Source organism: Micromonospora sp. NPDC049836 (genome assembly GCF_044465125.1).
Lineage (GTDB): Bacteria > Actinomycetota > Actinomycetes > Mycobacteriales > Micromonosporaceae > Micromonospora.
In genome coordinates, this window is record NZ_JBITLH010000003.1 from 214,610 (window position 1) to 232,896 (window position 18,287).

Consider the following 18,287-nt stretch of genomic DNA (forward strand, 5'->3'; position numbering starts at 1 on the left):
CACAATTCAACTACCGTTGAGTTCATCACCTGATGAGTTTCGGAGGCGGCCATGGACGACGCGGTGTCGGTCCGTGACCTGGTGGTCGACCGAGGGCGGCGGCGGGTGCTCCAGGGCATCTCGTGCGCGGTGCCCCGCGGCACGGTCACCGGGTTGCTCGGGCCCAGCGGCAGCGGCAAGACCACCCTGATGCGCGCGATCGTCGGGGTGCAGCGGGTCTCCGCGGGCACGGTCACCGTGCTCGGACGGCCCGCCGGCGCGGCCGACCTGCGCCGCCGGGTCGGCTACCTGACCCAGGCCCCCAGCGTGTACGCCGACCTCACGGTCCGGGAGAACGCCCGCTACTTCGCCGCCCTGCACGGGCGGGACCACGCCCACGCCGACCGGACGGTCGCCGACGTCGGGCTGGCCGGCGCCGCCGGTCAACTGGTCGGCAACCTCTCCGGCGGCCAGCGCAGCCGCGCCTCGCTGGCCTGCGCCCTGGTCGGCGACCCCGAGCTGGTCATCCTCGACGAGCCCACCGTGGGCCAGGACCCGGTGCTCCGGGCCGACCTGTGGGCCCGGTTCCACGCCATGGCGGCCGGGGGCACCACGCTGCTGGTCTCCAGCCACGTGATGGACGAGGCGGGCCGCTGCGACCGCCTGCTGCTCATCCGGGACGGCCGGCTGGTCGCCGACGACACCCCGGCCGCGGTCCGCGCCAGCACCGGCGTGGCCGACCTGGAGGAGGCGTTCCTCCGCCTGATCAAGGCGAGCGAGCAGGAGGCCAGCTCATGAACCCGGGCATCCTCGCCGCCACCACCGGGCGGATCCTGCGCCAGCTCCGGCACGACAAGCGGACCGTGGCGCTGCTCGTCGTGGTCCCCACCGTGCTGCTCACGCTGGTCTACTTCATGTACGTCGACCAGCCCACCCCGCCGGGGCAACCCACGCTCTTCGACCGGGTGGCGCTGGTCATGCTGGGCTTCTTCCCGTTCATCATCATGTTCCTGGTGACCAGCATCGCCATGCTGCGCGAGCGCACCACCGGCACCCTGGAACGGCTGCTCACCACCCCGCTGGGCAAGCTCGACCTGCTCTTCGGCTACGGCATCGCGTTCGGCCTGGCCGGTGTGGTCCAGGCCGGCGTCGCCTCGGCCGTGGCGTACTGGGTGTTCGACCTGACCACCGCCGGCAGCATCGGGCTCGTCATCATGATCGCCGCCGTCAACGCGGTGCTCGCCGTCGCGCTCGGGCTGTTCTGCAGCGCCTTCGCCCGCACCGAGTTCCAGGCCGTGCAGTTCATGCCGGTGGTGGTGCTGCCACAGCTGCTGCTCTGCGGGCTCTTCGTGCCCCGCGGCGAGATGGCCGGCTGGCTCCAGGCGATCAGCGACGTGCTGCCCCTGTCGTACGCCGTCGAGGCGCTCCAGGAGGTCGGCGCGCACGCCGATCCGACCGCCACGATGTGGCGCGACGTGGCGATCGTCGCCGCGGCCGCGGTGGCCGCCCTGGTGCTCGCCGCCGCGACGTTGCGCCGGCGCAGCGGGTGATGGCCCGGCGCACCGGCCGGCGGCCCGGCAACCCGGACACCCGGGAGGCCATCCTCGCGGCGGCCCGGACGGCGTTCGCCGAGCGCGGCTTCGACGCCGCCTCGATCCGGACGATCGCCACCGCCGCCGGGGTGGACCCCGCGCTCGTGCACCACTACTTCGGCACCAAGGAGGAGCTGTTCCGGGCCACCGTGGCGATCCCGGTGGACCCGGCCGAGCTGGTGCCCCGGGTGTTGGCCGGGGGCCGGGACGAGGTCGGCGAACGGCTGGTCCGCACCTTCCTGTCGGTGTGGGACTCCCCGGTCGGCCCCGCCGCGGTGGCGCTGCTCCGCTCGGCGATGAGCAACCAGTGGACGGCCCGCCTGCTGCGCGAGTTCCTGGTCACCCAGATCCTGCGCCGGGTCGTCGACCAGCTCGACCTGGACCCGGCCGAGGTGCCGCTGCGCGGCGCGCTGGTCGCCACCCAGGTCGCCGGCCTGGCCATGATGCGGTACGTGCTCCGCCTCGAACCGGTCGCCTCCGCGCCGGTGGACACCCTGGCCGCCACCATCGGCCCCACCCTCCAGCGCTACCTCACCGGCCCGCTCGACGCCTGAGGGGTGGCGACGGTCGGCGACGCCACGCGGCGCTAGCGGGTCTGTTCGAGCCAGGAGGCGTAGAGCAGGGCGTAGACGGAGTCCGGATCCCGGAGCAGCACGTCGTGCGGGCCGCGCTGCACGATCCGGCCCCGGTCCACCACGATCACCTCGTCCGCCGCCTGGGCGGTGGAGAGCCGGTGGGCGATGGCCAGCGTGGTCCGGCCCCGGGTGACCGCGTCCAGGGTGCGCTGCAGGCGTACCTCGGTGGCCGGGTCGACGGCGCTGGTCGCCTCGTCGAGCACCAGCAGGTCCGGGTCGGCCACGTACGCCCGGGCCAGCGCGACGAGCTGCCGCTCGCCGACGCTCAGCGCCTCGCCGCGCTCCCCCACCTGGGTGTCCAGGCCGGCCGGCAGCCCGTCCAGCCAGTCGGCCAGGCCCAGCTCGGTGAAGGCCGCGGTGAGCTGGGCGTCGGTCAGCTCCGGCCGGGCGAAGCGGACGTTCTCCCCCACCGTGGTGTCGAAGAGGAAGCCGTCCTGCGGCACCATCACCACCCGGGAACGCAGCGAGTCGAAGCGCAGGTCGCGCAGCGGGACGCCGGAGAGCAGCACGTCGCCCTCGGTGGGATCCATCAGCCGGGTGAGCAGCTTGGCGAAGGTGGTCTTGCCGCTGCCGGTCTCGCCGACCACGGCCACCCGGCTCTTCGCCGGGATCTCCAGGGCCACCTCGTGCAGCACCGGCGGCCCGCCGGGGTAGGCGAAGGTGACCCCGGCGAACCGGATGTCCAGCGGCCCGGGCGGCAGCTCCCGACCCTGCTTTCCCGGGTCCGCCACGTCCGGGGCGACGTCCAGCACGTCCAGCACCCGGCGCCAGCCGGCGATCGCGTTCTGCGCCTCGTTGAGCACCTCGGTGGCGATCTGCACCGGCTGGATGAAGAGCGTCACCAGGAACAGGAACGCGGTGAGCTGGCCGATCGACAGGGTGCGGTCCACGCCCAGGTTGACCCCCACCACCACCACGCCGGCCAGCGCCAGCCCGGCGGCCAGTTCCCCGACCGAGCTGCCCAGGATGCTGATCCGGATCGCCTTCTGCTGGGCCTGCCGCTGCCCCTCGATCGCCGTGTCGAGCCGTCGCGCGGTCCGCCCGGCGATGCCGTACGCCCGGATCACCGGGGCGCCCACCACGCTCTCGCCGATCGTCCCGAGCAGCGTACCCATCCGCTGCCGGACCAGGCCGTACGCGCCGGCGAGCCGGCGCTGCAGCAGCCGGATCACCAGCACCGCCGGGGCGAACGCGACGAGCACCACGAGGGTCAGCTGCCAGGAGTACGCGAGCATCACGGCGGTGGTGACCACGAGCTGGCCCAGGTTGACGATGAGGATCACGCCGCCCCACTGGAGGAACTGGGTGATCTGGTCGACGTCGCTGGTGACCCGGGAGACCAGCGAGCCGCGCCGCTCGGACTGCTGGTGCAGCATGGACAGGTCGTGCACGTGCCGGAACGCCCGGGTACGCACCGCGGCGAGGGCGGTCTCGCTGACCGTGAACAGCCGCCGCATCATCAGGTATCCGCAGGTGGTGGTGACCACCAGCACCGCGGCGGTGGCGATCACGGTCAGCGACACCACGTTCAGGTCGAGCCCGCCCACGATGCCGTGGTCGATGCCGCGCTGCACGGCCACCGGCACGGCGACCCGGCCGACCATGTAGATCAGCGCCAGCACCAGCGTGCCGGCCAGGCCGGTCCGCAGCTCCGGGGAGAGGGCCAGGCCGCGGCGCAGGGTCCGCCAGGTCGACTCGGTCGCCTCGGCCGGCCGGTCCGCCTCCGCACTCGCGCTCACCGTGTTGGTCTCCGTTCGCGACTGCGGGGCTCGCAGGCCCGGCTCACTCCTCGCGCTCACCGGGTCGGTCTCCGTTCGCGACTGCGGGGCTCGCAGACCCGGCTCCCTCCTCGCGCTCACCGGTCAACCTCGATTTCCAGGCCGGAGGTCAGCGGGGTGACCTCGTCGTAGGTGTGCTGCTGCTCGCGTTCCTGCTCGGCCTGCTCGTACGCGGTCACCAGGTCGGCGTAGCCGGGCACGGTGGCCAGCAGTTCGGTGTGGGTGCCGCGGGCGAGCACCCGCCCGTGCTCCATGTAGATCACCTCGTCGGCGAGGGCGATGGTGGCCCGCCGGTAGGCGACCACCAGGATCGAGGCGGGCGCGCCGCCGCCGCCGTGACCCGGCGTCGGCGACCGGTGCTCCGGATCGACCGACGTCCGCCCGGCCGGGGCGCGCAGCCCGGCCAGGATGGCCGCCTCGACCCGCGGGTCGACGGCGCTGGTGGCGTCGTCGAGCACCAGCAGCCGGGGGCGGCCGGCGAGCGCCCGGGCCAGGGTGAGCCGCTGCCGCTGCCCGCCGGAGAGCGAGGTGCCCCGCTCGCCGACCATGGTGTCCAGCCCGTCGGGCAGGGCGGCCACGAACCCGTCCGCCTCGGCCAGCCGCAGCGCCGCCCAGACCTCGTCGTCGCCGATGCCGGGACGGTCCAGGCTGATGTTGGCCCGGACGGTGTCGTCGAAGACGAACGGCACCTGGGCCACCAGGGCCACGGTCGAGGCGAGCGACGCGGCGGTCAGCTCCCGCACGTCGACCCCGTCCACGGTGACCGTGCCGGCGCGCGGGTCGACCAGGCGTACCGCCAGCGAGGCGATGGTGGACTTCCCGGCCCCGGTCGGCCCCACCAGGGCGACGGTCCGGCCGGCCGGCACGGTGAAGCTGACCTCGCCGAGCACCTCGGTGCCGGGCAGGTGCGCCTCGGCCGGCTCGTAGCCGAAGTGCACGTCGTGGAAGGCCAGCGTGGCCGGCGTCGGGGTGCCCGGGTCGAGGGTCCGGGTGCCGTACGGCATCTCGCCGGTGGCGTCGAGCACCCGGCGGACCCGGTCCCAGCCGGCGACGCTGCGCGGCAGCTCGGCCAGCACCCAGCCGATGGCGCGGACCGGGAAGGCCAGCACGGTGAAGAGGAAGGCGACGCTGACCAGTTCGGTGACGTCGATCGCGCCCTGCCGCAGGCGCACCGCGCCGACCACGAGCACGGCGAGGGTGCCGAGGCTGGGCAGGGTCTCCAGCATCGGGTCGAAGACGCCGCGCAGCTTGCCGACCGCGATCAGCGCGTCGCGCAGCTCGCCGGCGCGGGCGGCGAACCGGTCGGTCTCCTGGGCCTCGCGGCCCATCGTCTTGACCACCAGGGCGCCGTCGAAGCTCTCGTGCGCGATGCCACTGACCTCGGCACGCAGCCGCTGCGCGCGGGCCTGGCGCGGGGCCATCCGGCGCGAGTAGACCACGTTGAGCGCGAACAGCGCCGGGAAGACCGCGAGGCCGACCAGGGCGAGCGCCCAGTCGGTGAGGAAGAGCGAGACCACCGCGCCGACCAGCATCACCAGGGTGCCGACCGCGAACGGCAGCGGCGCGATCGGGTACCAGGCCGCCTCCACGTCGGAGTTGGCGTTGGAGAGCAGGGTCCCGGTGGCGTTGCGGTGGTGCCAGGCCAGCGGCAGCTCGAGGTAGCGGCGGGTGACCCGGCGCCGGTACGCGGCCTGGAGCCGGTACTGCATGTAGCCGGCGCCGAGCCGGCGGCCGAAGATGCCGACCACCCGCAGCAGGCTGATCCCGAACAGCGCGGCGGCGGCCAGCGCGAGGGTGCCGCCGGCCACCGAGCCGCGGGCGATGGCCGGCACCACGACCTTGCCGACCACGGTGCCGACGACGTACGCGCTGGCGATGACCATGAGGCCGAAGAGCACGCTGCCGGTCACCGCGACCGCGAAGATCCGCGGTTGTTCCCGGATCGCCCGGCCGAGCACCCGAAACCCGCTGCCGAGGACGTCCCGACTTGTCCCGCTCGCCAACGTTCTCCCCCGCCGTAAGCCGCAATTTTGCCCCCTCATCCTTACCGGTCGAGGCGACATCCGCCGACCCGGCAGGGATATGTCCACCGTCACGTCCCGCCGCGGACCCGCGGCGAGCAGGGCCGCGGGTGCGCCGCCGGGCGCCTGCCCCGATCCGGCGGTGCGGGTGCCGCCGCGCCGGGCGAGCCGCCGGCCCGGTCCGGCCGTACGATCGGTGGATGCCGCGGTACGCCCGATCGGAGCGCGAGGCGCTGGCCGATCTGCTGCTGGACCTGGGACCGGAAGCGCCGACGATCAACGACGGGTGGACCACCCGCGACCTGGCCGCGCACCTGGTGGTGCGGGAGCGCCGGCCGGACGCCGCCGGGGGGATCGTGCTGCCGCCGCTGCGCCGCTACGGCGAGGCGGTCCGCCGGCGGCTGGCCGCCGGGCCGTATCCGGAGCTGGTGGCGCGGGTCCGGCGGCCACCCCGGTGGAGCCCGGTGAGCAACCCGCTCACCGACGAACTGGTGAACACCCTGGAGTTCTTCATCCACCACGAGGACGTGCGGCGGGCGCAGTCCGGTTGGCACCCTCGGGACCTGCCGGCCGGGCTGGACGCGGCGCTCTGGCGGCGGGGGGCGCTGCTGGCCCGTACGGCGCTGCGCCGCTTCCCGGCGGACCTGCTGGTGCAGGCGCCCGGCTTCGGCGAGCGCAAGGTCGGCCGGGGCGGCGAGCGGCTGCGGCTGGTGGGCGCCCCGGGCGAGCTGGTGCTCTTCCTCTCCGGTCGGCAGCGGGTGGCCCGGGTACAGGTGGACGGGCCGGCGGCGCCGGCCGAGCGGCTGCGGAGTGCCCCGCTGGGCTTCTGACCAGGGCGCTCGGGGATCGGCCGGCCGCCGTGGTCGCCGGGTCGGGGGCCGCCGCCCCGCGGCGGAATGTGAAACCACCTCGCCCCCATCGACTGTGCCGAATACCGGTGCCGTACGCTCCTGCCCGGCCGCCCACCGCCGGGCGGCGGGACGAGGGAGCACGGATGCGGAGCTTCGCGGTCTCGGCCCTGCGCGAGCCGCCCTTCCCGGCCCGCCGGCACGCCGCCGTCGAGCTGGTCGCCGGGGCGAGCCTCGGGTGGGCGCGCGACCTGGGCCTGGTCGGCACTCCGGACGCCCTGCGCCGCCTCGGCGGGGCCAGCCCCGCGGAGTTGGCCGCGCGGGCCTGCCCGGACGCGCCGGTGGATCGGCTGTGCCTGCTCAGCGACCTGATCACTTGGCTGTTCGTGCTGGACGACGCCTGCGACGAGGACGGCCTGGCGGCCAGTCCGACCCGGCTCGCGCCGGTGGTGGCGGGACTGCTCACGGTGCTCGACCGGCACGGTGACCCGGACGTGCCGCGGCCGACCGGGTCCGGCCCGCTCGGGCTGGCCCTGGACGACCTCTGCCGGCGGGCCCGCGCCCGGCAGCGGCCCACCCTGCTGCTGCGCCTGGTCAGCGAGCTCCGCCAGTACCTGCTCGCGCTGCTCTGGGAGGCGGCCAACCGGGAGCGCCAGCGGGTGCCCGGGGTGGCCGAGTACGTCCAGATGCGCCGGCACACCGGCGGGGTGGCACCCAGCTTCACCCTCACCGACCTGGCCCACGACGCGCTGCCGGGCGCCGGGCGCCGGGCCGATCCCGCCCTGACCGCCCTGGACGCCCTCGCCGCCGACCTGGTCTGCTGGTGCAACGACCTCTTCTCGTACGGCAAGGAGCGCACCGGGGAGTGGGACGGGCACAACCTGGTCGCCACGATCATCGCCGAGGGCGGGCAGGACGAGCAGGACGCGCTGCACGCCGCGGCCGCCCGGTTCAACGAGGCGCTGGCCGGATACGCCGAGCGCGAGGCCGTGCTGGCCGCCGAGGGTGACGAGGGGGTCCGGGCCTTCCTCGCCACCCGCCGCAACTGGATCCGGGCCACCTACGACTGGTCGCTGGCCGCCACCCGGTACGCCTGATCTGCGCTCCCCGCCGGTGGCGGGCGGTCGACGCAGGCCAGGAGGGCTAGCCGCTGCGCGGGTCGAGGCAATACTCTTCGGTAACCGCAGAACGGCGTGACCCCCGTCACGTCCCTCCACCCTGAAGGCGGCTACAGCGATGGCTCTCGATGTACCGTACCGTTCCGTACCCGATATGTTTCTCAAGCGCGTGGCGGACTCCCCCGACCGGCACGCCTTCGCCCATCCCGCCCCGGACGACTCGGGGCCGGTCTGGCTGACGTGGGAGCAGGTCGGGCAGCGCGCCAAGGCCATCGCGGCCGGGCTGCACGGGCTCGGTGTCGGCCTGGAGGATCCGGTGGCGATCCTGGCGAACACCCGGCTCGACTGGGTGCTCGCCGACTTCGGCATCATGTGCGCCGGCGGCGCCACCACCACCGTCTACCCGACCACCGAGCCGGAGGACGCGGCGTACATCATCGCCGACTCCGGCTCGAAGGTGGTCTTCGCCGAGAACCCGGCCCAGGCGGCCAAGCTCGCCGGCGCGGCCCTGCCGGCGCTGACCCACGTGGTGCTCTTCGACGGCGAGCCGGACCCGGCCGCCGCCGTCGCGCAGCTCACCCTGGCCCAGCTCGAGGAGCGGGGGGCGCAGGCCCTGGCCAACGAGCCCGACCTGATCGACATGCTGGTGGCCGGGATCGGCCCGGACCACCTGGCCACCCTGATCTACACCTCGGGCACCACCGGCCGGCCCAAGGGCGTCGAGCTGCTGCACGGCGGCTGGTGCTGGGAGGGGGTGGCGCAGGCCGAGCTGGGCCTGCTGCACGTCGACGACCTGCAGTACCTCTGGCTGCCGCTGTCCCACTCGTTCGGCAAGACGCTGCTCTGCGGCGCCACCCACGTCGGCCTGCCCACCTACGTCGACGGCCGGGTGGACAAGCTGGTCGAGCTGCTCGGGGTGATCCGCCCGACGCTGATGTGCGGCGCGCCCCGGGTCTTCGAGAAGGTCTACAACAAGGCGGTGACCACCGCGCAGAGCGCCGGCGGCGCGAAGGCCAAGATCTTCGCCTGGGGCGTCCGGGTGGGCAAGGAGAAGGTCGCGCTGGAGCAGGCCGGCAAGCCGGTGCCCGGCGGCCTCAAGCTCAAGTACGCGCTGGCCGAGAAGCTGGTCTTCAGCAAGCTCCAGGCCCGGCTCGGCGGCCGGATGCGGGTGCTGGTCTCCGGCGCGGCGCCGCTGAGCCAGGAGATCGCCACCTTCTTCGCGGCCGCGAACCTGCCCATCTCCGAGGGGTACGGCCTCACCGAGACCAGCGCCGGCGCGTTCGTCAACCCGCCCGACGGGCTGAAGATCGGCAGCGTGGGCCGGGCCATGGGCGACCTGGAGTGCCGGATCGACACCGACGGCGAGATCCTGGTCCGCGGCAAGCCGGTCATGCGCGGCTACCACAACCTCCCCGAGGAGACCGCCGCGGCCTTCACCGAGGACGGCTTCTTCCGTACCGGGGACATCGGCAGCCTCGACGACGACGGCTACCTGCGTATCACCGACCGGAAGAAGGACCTGGTCAAGACCTCCGGCGGCAAGTACGTCGCGCCGTCGCACATCGAGGGCATGTTCAAGGCCGTCTGCCCGTACACCTCGCAGGCGGTGGTGATCGGCCAGGCCCGCAACTACTGCACCATGCTGGTCACCCTCGACCCGGACGCGATCAAGGGGTGGGCCGCCGGCACCCCGTTGGAGGGGCGCGACTACGCCGACATCGTCACCTCGCCGGAGGCGCAGGCGATGGTCGAGGGGTACGTGGCCGAGCTGAACGCCAGGCTCAACCGCTGGGAGACGATCAAGAAGGTGACCATCCTCCCCCGGGATCTCACCATCGAGGACGGCGAGGTCACCCCGTCGCTGAAGATCAAGCGCCGGAGCGTGGAGACCAACTTCGCCGGCGAGATCGACAAGATGTACGCCGGCAGCCTGGCCGAACTGTAGGAAGCGCCACGGCGGCCGTGCCCCTCCGTCCCGGGGTACGGCCGCCGTGGCCTTCCTCGGGCCCGGTCACAGGTTGCGTCGGCGCCAACGGCTCTCCTCCGCCTCCACGGCGAGCCGCTCCTCCAGCGCGAGGTGCCGGACCTGGCGCCGCCAGCCGTCCTCGCGGAACGTCTCGACGATCACCCCGGCGGTGGTGATCAGCGCGAGCAGCGCGAGCGCGATCAGCTCGGGGATCGGGGCGACGATCGGGGCGGTGACGACCAGCACCGCCACGGTGATGACCAGCGGCCAGCGCACCTCGCGCAGCGCCACCAGCGCGCACAGGACCAGGCTGAGCAGGTAGAGGATCACCCCGCCGAAGAAGATGGCGACCCAGAAGCCGCCCAGTGGCGGTCCCCAGGTGGGGGTGGCCGGGTCGGCCGCGTCGGCGAGCAGGTCCTTGAGGCCGAGCGCGAAGAGGATCTCGCCGCTGATCAGCAGCAGGTGCAGCAGCGTGTAGACGTCGCGGGCCAGCCGGCGCCGGACGGCCGGGTCCCGGGCCCGGTGCAGCGCCTGTTCCAGGGCGTCGGCCAGGCTGTCGAAGTAGGCCCACCAGAGCACCACCACGATCGTGATGCCGAGCAGCGCGGCGATCGCCACCGGGCCGGTGAGCGGCAGGCCGGTCTTCGGGCCGAGCCCGAGCGCGATGATCGACTCGCCGAACGCCACGAGCACCATGAGGGCGTGCCGCTCCGCCCAGTGCCCGGCCGACGTCACCACCCACCACCGCCGGGCCAGGACCAGCCCGCCGGTGTATTCCACGGCGAGCGCCACGGTCCACAGGGACAGTTGCAACGGCACGGCGAAACGCTGGTCGGCGAGCCGGGGAGGCACGGTGCCGGCGACCACCAGCAGCGCGCTGGCCGTCGTCGGCACCATGATGCGCAGGGGCAGCCTCCGGAGCTGGACCGGGTCGGCCCGCTCCACCCAGGAGAGGATCGCGATCTGGGTCAGCCGGATCAGGAGGTAGCAGGAGGCGAAGACCAGCGGGCCGTGCAGCCCGCCGGGGCGGTCGACGAACGCCGACGGCACGCTCAGCGCGAGCAGGAAGGTGGCGCCGATCGTGAGGAAGCCGGCCACCGGCAGCACGCCCTCGTCGGCGCGGATCGCGTTGCCGACCCGCACGGAGCTGCTCCACGTCCACCAGAGCAGGGCCAGCACCAGCAGGCAGCGGTAGAGGTTGGCCGGCGAGAGCAGAGTGGCGGTCAGGCTGGTGACGTTGAGGAACGCGAAGACGAAGACCAGGTCGTAGAAGAGCTCCACCCGACTGGTCCGGGCACCCGGCCCGGCGAGCCGCACGACCCGCGACCACCGGCCACCCCCGCCGTTCCCCACCCCGGCAGTCTGCACATCGTCGGCCCCGCCCCGGCGCCGGTGCGGGGAACCGTACCGGAAGGGGGTTCACCGACCGGGCGGAGCGCCGGGTCGGGTCAGGCGATGACCGAGGGTTCCCGCCACTGGGGGCGGCCGGTGCGGTCCAGGTCGTAGCGGACCGCCGCGAGCCGGCCGACCGCCTCCACCAGGTCCCCGGCGGGCAGGGTGAAGGGCAGCCGCAGGAACCGTTCCAGGGTGCCGTCCAGGCCGAACCGGGGTCCGGGCGCCAGGCGTACGCCGACCTCCTCGGCGGCCCGGGCCAGCGCGCTGGAGATCGGGCCGTCCAGCTCGGCCCAGAGCGTGACCCCGCCGCGCGGGCTGCTGACCCGCCAGTCCGGCAGCCGCTCGCCCAGCGCCCCGACCAGGGCGTCGCGCTGGGCGGCGAGCTGGGCCCGCCGGGCGGCCACGATGGCCGGCGCGTCGCCGAGCAGGTGCACCGCGACGAGCTGGTCGAGCACCGGGCTGGCCATGTCGACGCCGACCCGGGCGGCGGCCAGCCGTTGCACCTGCGGCGCGGAGGCCCGCACCCAGCCGATCCGCAGCCCGCCCCAGTACGGCTTGCTCATCCCGCCGATGCTGATCACCCGGCTGTGCCGGTCGTAGGTGGCCACCGGCGGGGGCAGCTCGGTGCCGTCCAGCGGCAGGTCCACGAAGGACTCGTCGATGACCAGGTCGGTACCGGCCGCGTGGGCCGCGCCGACCAGCCGCTCGCGCAGCTCGGCGCCCATCAGGTGGCCGGTGGGGTTCTGGAACTCCGGAATCAGGTAGGCCAGCTTCGGCCGGCCCTGCCGGATGCTGCCCAGCAGCAGGTCGGTGTCCCAGCCGTCGCCGTCGGTGGCCAGCCCGTGGGTGGTGATCCGGGCCCGGCGGGCGGCGAGCGCGGCGAGCGCGTTGGGATAGGTCGGCGACTCCACCAGCACCCCGCCACCGGGCGCCAGGGCCAGCCGCAGCACCAGGTCCAGCGCGTGCTGGGTGCCGTTGGTGACCATGATCTGCTCCGGGCTGGTCGGCAGCCCTCGGGCGGTGTACGACCGGGCCACCGCCTCGCGCAGCTCGACGATCCCGGTCGGGTGGTAGCCCGCGCCACCGAGGTAGCGGGGCAGGTCCTCGGCGGCGGCGCGGGCCGCCGGCACCAGCTGCGGTGGGGCGGCGAGCGCGGCCACCCCGAGGTCGATCATGTCCCGGTCGTCGAGCGGGGTCCACAGCCCGGTGCTGGCCACCCGGTGGGTGCCGGGCAGCATGGTCCAGCTCCCAGCGCCCCGGCGGCTGGCCAGGTGCCCGCTCTCGCGCAGCTCCCGGTAGGCGGCGGTGACCGTGGTCCGGCTGATCCGCAGCGCCTCGGCCAGCTCCCGTTCGGCCGGCAGGCGTACCCCGAGCGGGAGCCGGCCGTCGGCGAGCAGGCCCCGGACGGCGGCGGCGAGCGCCGCGTAGTCGGGGCTGCGCCGGCGGCCCGGGAGCGCATGCCACTGACCCAGGAGCCGCGCCAATTGGCTGCCGCGCACCTGACTGGTCATGGCCACCCCTCCCAAATTGGCTATGTCTCGACCGAGATTGGCACCTAGGGTGGCATGCATGGCAGCGATTGGCAATCAGCGGTACCGGCCGGCCCGGCGGCTCACCCAGCTCTACGCCGGGCTCATCCTGTACGGCGTCAGCATGGCGCTGATGGTCCGGTCCGGTCTCGGCCTCGACCCGTGGGACGTCTTCCACCAGGGGCTGGCCCGCCAGACCGGCCTCACCATCGGCACCGTCACCATCGCGGTCGGCGCCCTGGTCCTGCTGCTCTGGATCCCGCTGCGGCAACGCCCCGGGCTCGGCACGGTCAGCAACGTGGTGGTGATCGGCCTCGTGGTGGACGCCACCCTGGCCCTGCTGCCCGCCGGCGGTGGACTGCCGGTCCGGATCGGCCTGCTGGTCGTGGGGATCGTCGCCAACGGCGCGGCCACCGGGCTCTACCTGGGCGCGGCGCTCGGGCCCGGCCCGCGCGACGGCCTGATGACCGGGTACGTGGCCCGCCGCCCCGGCCGCTCGATCCGGCTGGTCCGCACCGCCATCGAGGTCACCGTGCTCGCGCTCGGCTGGCTGCTCGGCGGCACCGTCGGCGTCGGCACGGTGGCGTACGCGCTGGCCATCGGGCCGCTCGCCCAGCGGTTCATCCCGCTCTTCGCGGTGCCGCCGGAGCCGGCCGGCCCCACCGCCGGGCAGCCCGTGCTGGGCCGGGCCACCCGGCCGGCCGGCGAGGCGGCCTGACCGTCGCGGGCCCGCCGCCGTTTCCGGCGATCGCCACGCTGGGTGACCGCCGGCGGGCCGAACGCCACCGGATGGGACGGCACACACCCCCGGTGAGCTGCGGTGACGTCCCGGGGTGAAACCGGGTGTTTTCTCCGCCGTCAACGCCGGGCATCATTCGTTCATGACGGAGAACGGATGGCGCTGGACCGACGCCTGGATCTTCGTCTCGCTGGTGATCGCGAGCGGAGCCGGACGGCACCGACGCTCGGCCACCACCCGGCGGCCCGAGGGGGTCCGGTTGGCCGACGTCCTCTCCACGGCCGACCATCTCAACCGGGCCATCCCCGAGCGGCACGAGGTGGAGAGCGCGGTCCGCCGGCTGGTCGGGGCCGGCCTGGTCAGCGTCTCGGACGGCTGGTTCCGGATCACGCCGGACGGCGAGCAGCTCTGGCGCAGCCGGCCCAGCGCCGGCTACGGGACGATGGTGGACACGGTGCAGGGTGTGCTCACCCGGCGGCACAGCCCCGGTGAGGCCGACTGGTGCCTCGACGAGGACGACCACGCCGCCGCCGTGCAGGAGTACGCGGTCCGCTCGATCCCGATGCCGCGCCGCTCCCCCGAGGGGCACTCCGGCCGGCCCTGACCCACCCGGGTCCGACACCGCCCCGGCCGCGCCGGCTGTTCACCAGGCCGCGGTACGCGGTCAGCGGACCGGGTGGCCGGCGCCGCGCAGCGCGTCCTTGACCTCGCCGACGGTGAGCTCGCCGAAGTGGAAGACGCTGGCCGCGAGCACCGCGTCGGCGCCCGCGCCGATGGCCGGCGGGAAGTGCGCGACCCGGCCGGCGCCACCGCTGGCGATCACCGGCACGTCCACCACGGCCCGCACGGCCTGGATCAGCGGCAGGTCGAAGCCGGCCTTGGTGCCGTCGGCGTCCATCGAGTTGAGCAGGATCTCCCCGGCGCCCAGCTCGGCCCCCCGCCGGGCCCACTCCACCGCGTCGAGGCCGGTGCCGCGCCGGCCGCCGTGGGTGGTCACCTCGAAGCCGCTGGGCGTGCCGCCGGCCGGGGCGCGGCGCACGTCGAGGGAGAGCACCAGCACCTGGCGGCCGAACCGCTCGGCGATCTCGGCGATCAGCTCGGGGCGGGCGATCGCGGCGGTGTTCACCCCGACCTTGTCGGCCCCGGCGCGCAGCAGCGTGTCGACGTCGGCGACCTGACGGACGCCGCCGCCGACGGTGAGCGGGATGAAGACCGACTCGGCGGTACGCCGGACCACGTCGAGCATCGTCCCGCGGTCGCTGGCGGAGGCGGTGACGTCGAGGAAGGTGAGCTCGTCCGCGCCGGCCCGGTCGTACGCCGCGGCCAGTTCCACCGGGTCGCCGGCGTCGCGCAGGTCGAGGAAGTTGACGCCCTTGACCACCCGCCCGGCATCCACGTCCAGGCAGGGGATCACGCGTACCGCCACGGTCATGCCGGGAAGCCTATCCAATCGGAGCGGGGCGGCGGCCGGCATGGGTGGCCGGCCACCGCCCCGACGGGCGCGCCAGGTGCCTACGGCGGGGCCCCGGCGCCGCCGCGGACGACGAGGCGCGGGGGCCCTTTCCTCACACCCGGACGAGCATCTTGCCCAGGTTCTCGCCGCGCAGCATGCCGAGGAACGCCTCCGGGGCGTGCTCGATGCCGTCGACCACGGTCTCGTCGTAGCTGAGCTTCCCGTCGCGCAGCCAGCCCGCCGTCTCCCGGACGAACTGCTCGCGCAGGTGGTTGTGGTCGCCGACCAGGAAGCCGCGCAGGGTCAGCCGCTTGCCGATCAGCAGGGCCAGGTTGCGCGGGGCGGCGGGCGGCTCGGTGGCGTTGTACTGCGCGATCATGCCGCAGATCGCGGCCCGGCCGTGCAGGTTCATCGCCCCGATGGCGGCCTCCAGGTGCTCGCCGCCGACGTTGTCGAAGTACACGTCGATCCCGTCCGGGGCGGCGGCCTTGAGCTGCCGGTACACCGGGCCGTCGTGGTAGTCGAAGGCGGCGTCGAAGCCGAGCGCCCGCAGCCGCTCGACCTTGGCCGGCGAGCCGGCGCTGCCGATGACCCGGCCCGCGCCGCGCAGCTTGGCGATCTGGCCCACCATGCTGCCCACCGCGCCGGCCGCGCCGGAGACGAAGACGGTCTCGCCGGGCCGCATGGCGGCCACGTCGAGCAGCCCGGCGTACGCGGTGAGCCCGGTCATCCCGAGCACGCTCAGGTACGCGCTGACCGGCGCGAGGTCCGGGTCGATCTTCCGGGCGGCCCTGGCGTCGAGCAGCGCGTACTCGCGCCAGCCGAGACCGTGCAGCACGGTGTCGCCGGGGGCGAAGCCCTCGGCCTCGCTGGCCAGCACCTCGCCGACCGCGGCGCCGTCGAGCGGGGCGTCGAGCGCGAACGGCGGCACGTACGACTTGACGTCGTTCATCCGGCCGCGCATGTAGGGGTCGACGGAGATGAACCGGTTGCGGACCACGAGCTGGCCGGGGCCGGGGGTCGGCACCTCGGTGGTGACCAGCCGGAAGTTCTCCGCGGTCGGCCAGCCCTGCGGGCGGGAGGCCAGGTGGATCTCCCGGTTGCCACTCATCGGGTCTCCCGCAGCGTCAGGGCGACGTCGAGGTTGCCCCGGGTCGCGTTCGAGTACGGGCAGACCTGGTGGGCCGCCTCGACCAGCCGCTCGGCGGCGTCGCGCTCGACGGCGGGCAGGTCCACCACGAGGGTGACGGCCAGGCCGAAGCCGCCGGCGCCGTTCGGGCCGATGCCCACCTCGGCCTCGACGACCGAGCCGGCGACGTCCGCCTTGGCCCGGCGGGCGACCAATCGCAGGGCCGAGTGGAAGCAGGCCGCGTAGCCGGCGGCGAAGAGCTGCTCGGGGTTGGCCGCGCCGCCGGCGCCGCCCATCTCCTTCGGCACCGCCAGGTCGAGGTCGAGCGTGTCGTCGGAGGTGCGGACGTGGCCGTCGCGGCCGTCGCCGGTGGCCCGGGCGGACGCGGTGTAGAGCACCTGCATGGTGGTCACTGCTCCTTCTGTCGGTGGATCGTCTCGGTGACCCGGGTGAGGGTGTCGCGCAGGGCGACCAGCTCGGCCTCGGTGAGGCCGGTGGCGCGGGCCACCCGTCGGGGCACCTCGTCCATCCGCTCGCGCAGCGCCCGACCCGCCCCGGTGAGGTGCACCTCGACCCGGCGCTCGTCCCGGGCGGCGCGGACCCGCGCCACCAGGCCGGCCGCCTCCAACCGCTTGAGCAGCGGGGAGAGCGTGCCGGAGTCCAACCGGAGCCGGTTGCCCAGCTCGGAGACGGTGGGCGGGTCGTCGCCGCACTCCCAGAGCACGAGCAGCACCAGGTACTGCGGGTAGGTCAGGCCGTGCGCGTCGAGGATGGGCCGGTAGACGTCGGTGAGGGCGCGCGACGCCGCGTAGAGGGCGAAGCACACCTGCCGGCGCAGCACCAGGTCATCGATCACCCGACGAACAGTAGTGCACAATCGAGTTGTGCACAACTGATCTGGGCGCGGAGTGACCTCCCCCACCCCGGCGCCGCCCGGCTCAGCGACCGTCCGGCAGGTACGCCTCCAGTTCGACCTCCACCAGGTGATCGGGGTCGATCAGGCCGGCCACCACCACCATGGTCGCCACCGGGCGGACCGCGCCGAAGACCGCGTTGTGCGCCAGCCCCACCTCGTCGGCATAGAGCCGGTCGGTCACGTACATCCGGGTCCGGATCACGTCGCCCGGCTCCGCGCCCACCTCGGCCAGCGCGTCCAGGCCGATCCGCAGCGCCTGGGCGGTCTGCGCCGCCGCGTCCCCGACGTGCGCCACCCGGCCGTCCACCGTGGCCGTGCAGCCCGCGGTGATCGCCAGGTTCCCGACCCGCACCACCCGCGCGTAGCCGTACCGCGCCTCCCACGGGCCGCCAGAGCCGAGCCGGGTCACGATCGCGTCCGCCGGCCCGGCGGCGCCGCCCGCGACGGCGGTCACGCCCCGGCCCGCAGGGTCGCCAGCGCCTCGGCGACGGTGAACGCGCCCGCGTAGAGCGCCTTGCCGGCGATGACCCCCTCCACCCCGATCGACTCCAGGGTGGCCAGCGCGCGCAGGTCGTCCAGGGTGGACACCCCACCGGAGGCGATCACCGGGGCGTCGGTGCGGGAACAGACCTCACGCAGCAGGTCCAGGTTGGGCCCGCGCATGGTGCCGTCCTTGGTGATGTCGGTGACCACGTAACGCGCGGCGCCGGCCTTCTCCAGCCGCTCCAGCACCTCGTACAGGTCACCGCCGTCGCGGGTCCAGCCGCGCGCGGAGAGGGTACGGCCCCGCACGTCCAGCCCGATCGCCACCCGGTCGCCGTACTCGCCGCAGACCCGGTCACACCACTGCGGGTCCTCCAGCGCGGCGGTGCCGATGTTGACCCGGGCCGCCCCGGTGCCCAGCGCGGCCTGCAACGACTCGTCGTCCCGGATGCCCCCGGAGAGCTCGACCTTCACGTCGAGCTGCCGGACCACCTCGGCGAGCAGGTGCGCGTTGCTGCCCCGGCCGAACGCGGCGTCCAGGTCGACCAGGTGGATCCACTCGGCCCCGTCCGCCTGCCAGGCGAGGGCGGCCTCCAGCGGGTCGCCGTACGCGGTCTCACTGCCGGCGGCGCCCTGCACGAGCCGGACGGCCTGGCCGTCGGCGACGTCCACGGCGGGTAACAGGGTCAAGCTCAACGTTCTCTCC

The 18,287-nt window shown here is 74.4% G+C and carries 18 protein-coding genes; 8 read left to right on the forward strand and 10 right to left on the reverse strand.

The window, feature by feature from the left end:
• Window positions 1-51 precede the first annotated feature (51 nt).
• Genes ACIBPB_RS08880 through ACIBPB_RS08890 form a run of 3 tightly spaced genes read left to right on the forward strand, consistent with a single transcriptional unit; the run spans window position 52 to window position 2,125 of the window.
• The gene (locus ACIBPB_RS08880) at window positions 52-777 is read left to right on the forward strand and encodes an ABC transporter ATP-binding protein (RefSeq protein ID WP_396839002.1); all 726 of its coding nucleotides are present in this window, start codon (window positions 52-54) and stop codon (window positions 775-777) included.
• Window positions 774-1,529: an ABC transporter permease gene (locus ACIBPB_RS08885; RefSeq protein WP_396839003.1), complete on the forward strand. Its 756-nt coding sequence runs from the start codon at window positions 774-776 to the stop codon at window positions 1,527-1,529. The genes ACIBPB_RS08880 and ACIBPB_RS08885 overlap by 4 nt, the downstream gene beginning before the upstream one ends.
• Window positions 1,529-2,125: a TetR family transcriptional regulator gene (locus ACIBPB_RS08890; RefSeq protein ID WP_396839004.1), complete on the forward strand. Its 597-nt coding sequence runs from the start codon at window positions 1,529-1,531 to the stop codon at window positions 2,123-2,125. Before ACIBPB_RS08885 ends, ACIBPB_RS08890 begins: the two co-directional genes overlap by 1 nt.
• 32 nt (window positions 2,126-2,157) lie before the next feature.
• Here ACIBPB_RS08890 and ACIBPB_RS08895 read toward each other — a convergent pair whose 3' ends face one another.
• Entirely contained in the window at window positions 2,158-3,945 is a 1,788-nt protein-coding gene (locus tag ACIBPB_RS08895; protein ID WP_396839005.1) for an ABC transporter ATP-binding protein, read from the reverse strand.
• A gap of 116 nt (window positions 3,946-4,061) precedes the next feature.
• Window positions 4,062-5,987, reverse strand: a complete 1,926-nt coding sequence (locus tag ACIBPB_RS08900; RefSeq protein WP_396839006.1) for an ABC transporter ATP-binding protein — start codon at window positions 5,985-5,987, stop codon at window positions 4,062-4,064.
• A 218-nt stretch (window positions 5,988-6,205) separates the two neighbouring features.
• Between ACIBPB_RS08900 and ACIBPB_RS08905 the strand changes: the two genes are divergently transcribed.
• The 3 genes from ACIBPB_RS08905 (at window position 6,206) to ACIBPB_RS08915 (ending at window position 9,916) form a co-directional block, all read left to right on the forward strand.
• Window positions 6,206-6,835, forward strand: coding sequence for a TIGR03085 family metal-binding protein (locus ACIBPB_RS08905; protein ID WP_396839007.1), 630 nt, complete (start codon window positions 6,206-6,208; stop codon window positions 6,833-6,835).
• A 164-nt stretch (window positions 6,836-6,999) separates the two neighbouring features.
• Window positions 7,000-7,950: a terpene synthase gene (locus ACIBPB_RS08910; RefSeq protein ID WP_396839008.1), complete on the forward strand. Its 951-nt coding sequence runs from the start codon at window positions 7,000-7,002 to the stop codon at window positions 7,948-7,950.
• A gap of 139 nt (window positions 7,951-8,089) precedes the next feature.
• Window positions 8,090-9,916: an AMP-dependent synthetase/ligase gene (locus ACIBPB_RS08915; RefSeq protein WP_396839009.1), complete on the forward strand. Its 1,827-nt coding sequence runs from the start codon at window positions 8,090-8,092 to the stop codon at window positions 9,914-9,916.
• Between the two features lie 66 nt (window positions 9,917-9,982).
• Here ACIBPB_RS08915 and ACIBPB_RS08920 read toward each other — a convergent pair whose 3' ends face one another.
• Both ACIBPB_RS08920 and ACIBPB_RS08925 read right to left on the reverse strand, forming a co-directional pair.
• Window positions 9,983-11,290, reverse strand: a complete 1,308-nt coding sequence (locus ACIBPB_RS08920; protein WP_396839010.1) for a low temperature requirement protein A — start codon at window positions 11,288-11,290, stop codon at window positions 9,983-9,985.
• A gap of 95 nt (window positions 11,291-11,385) precedes the next feature.
• Window positions 11,386-12,843: a PLP-dependent aminotransferase family protein gene (locus ACIBPB_RS08925; RefSeq protein WP_396839011.1), complete on the reverse strand. Its 1,458-nt coding sequence runs from the start codon at window positions 12,841-12,843 to the stop codon at window positions 11,386-11,388.
• A gap of 58 nt (window positions 12,844-12,901) precedes the next feature.
• Between ACIBPB_RS08925 and ACIBPB_RS08930 the strand changes: the two genes are divergently transcribed.
• On the forward strand, window positions 12,902-13,579 hold the full coding sequence (locus tag ACIBPB_RS08930; protein ID WP_396839013.1) for a YitT family protein: 678 nt from the start codon (window positions 12,902-12,904) through the stop codon (window positions 13,577-13,579).
• Between the two features lie 163 nt (window positions 13,580-13,742).
• Entirely contained in the window at window positions 13,743-14,204 is a 462-nt protein-coding gene (locus ACIBPB_RS08935; protein ID WP_357315977.1) for a hypothetical protein, read from the forward strand.
• 60 nt (window positions 14,205-14,264) lie between these two features.
• Here the strand turns inward: ACIBPB_RS08935 and hisF are convergent, their stop codons facing one another.
• The 6 genes from hisF to priA form a co-directional block, all read right to left on the reverse strand.
• A complete protein-coding gene (gene hisF / locus ACIBPB_RS08940) occupies window positions 14,265-15,032 on the reverse strand; it encodes an imidazole glycerol phosphate synthase subunit HisF (protein ID WP_357315980.1) in 768 nt (255 codons plus the stop codon).
• A 133-nt stretch (window positions 15,033-15,165) separates the two neighbouring features.
• Window positions 15,166-16,164, reverse strand: coding sequence for an NADP-dependent oxidoreductase (locus ACIBPB_RS08945; protein ID WP_396839014.1), 999 nt, complete (start codon window positions 16,162-16,164; stop codon window positions 15,166-15,168).
• Entirely contained in the window at window positions 16,161-16,586 is a 426-nt protein-coding gene (locus tag ACIBPB_RS08950) for an organic hydroperoxide resistance protein (protein ID WP_357316565.1), read from the reverse strand. Before ACIBPB_RS08950 ends, ACIBPB_RS08945 begins: the two co-directional genes overlap by 4 nt.
• 5 nt (window positions 16,587-16,591) lie before the next feature.
• Window positions 16,592-17,038, reverse strand: a complete 447-nt coding sequence (locus tag ACIBPB_RS08955; protein WP_396839015.1) for a MarR family winged helix-turn-helix transcriptional regulator — start codon at window positions 17,036-17,038, stop codon at window positions 16,592-16,594.
• A gap of 82 nt (window positions 17,039-17,120) precedes the next feature.
• Entirely contained in the window at window positions 17,121-17,552 is a 432-nt protein-coding gene (locus ACIBPB_RS08960) for a RidA family protein (RefSeq protein WP_357315989.1), read from the reverse strand.
• The gene (priA, locus tag ACIBPB_RS08965; protein WP_046563879.1) at window positions 17,549-18,277 is read right to left on the reverse strand and encodes a bifunctional 1-(5-phosphoribosyl)-5-((5-phosphoribosylamino)methylideneamino)imidazole-4-carboxamide isomerase/phosphoribosylanthranilate isomerase PriA; all 729 of its coding nucleotides are present in this window, start codon (window positions 18,275-18,277) and stop codon (window positions 17,549-17,551) included. The genes ACIBPB_RS08960 and priA overlap by 4 nt, the downstream gene beginning before the upstream one ends.
• Window positions 18,278-18,287 lie beyond the last annotated feature (10 nt).

Coding starts and splice junctions, on each gene's coding strand:
- ACIBPB_RS08925 (WP_396839011.1), bottom strand. CDS start 12,843: ATGACCAGTCAGGTGCGCGGCAGCCAATTGGCGCGGCTCCTGGGTCAG.
- ACIBPB_RS08880 (WP_396839002.1), top strand. CDS start 52: ATGGACGACGCGGTGTCGGTCCGTGACCTGGTGGTCGACCGAGGGCGG.
- ACIBPB_RS08905 (WP_396839007.1), top strand. CDS start 6,206: ATGCCGCGGTACGCCCGATCGGAGCGCGAGGCGCTGGCCGATCTGCTG.
- ACIBPB_RS08885 (WP_396839003.1), top strand. CDS start 774: ATGAACCCGGGCATCCTCGCCGCCACCACCGGGCGGATCCTGCGCCAG.
- ACIBPB_RS08945 (WP_396839014.1), bottom strand. CDS start 16,164: ATGAGTGGCAACCGGGAGATCCACCTGGCCTCCCGCCCGCAGGGCTGG.
- ACIBPB_RS08910 (WP_396839008.1), top strand. CDS start 7,000: ATGCGGAGCTTCGCGGTCTCGGCCCTGCGCGAGCCGCCCTTCCCGGCC.
- ACIBPB_RS08930 (WP_396839013.1), top strand. CDS start 12,902: ATGGCAGCGATTGGCAATCAGCGGTACCGGCCGGCCCGGCGGCTCACC.
- hisF (WP_357315980.1), bottom strand. CDS start 15,032: ATGACCGTGGCGGTACGCGTGATCCCCTGCCTGGACGTGGATGCCGGG.
- ACIBPB_RS08915 (WP_396839009.1), top strand. CDS start 8,090: ATGGCTCTCGATGTACCGTACCGTTCCGTACCCGATATGTTTCTCAAG.
- ACIBPB_RS08950 (WP_357316565.1), bottom strand. CDS start 16,586: ATGCAGGTGCTCTACACCGCGTCCGCCCGGGCCACCGGCGACGGCCGC.
- ACIBPB_RS08935 (WP_357315977.1), top strand. CDS start 13,743: ATGACGGAGAACGGATGGCGCTGGACCGACGCCTGGATCTTCGTCTCG.
- ACIBPB_RS08890 (WP_396839004.1), top strand. CDS start 1,529: ATGGCCCGGCGCACCGGCCGGCGGCCCGGCAACCCGGACACCCGGGAG.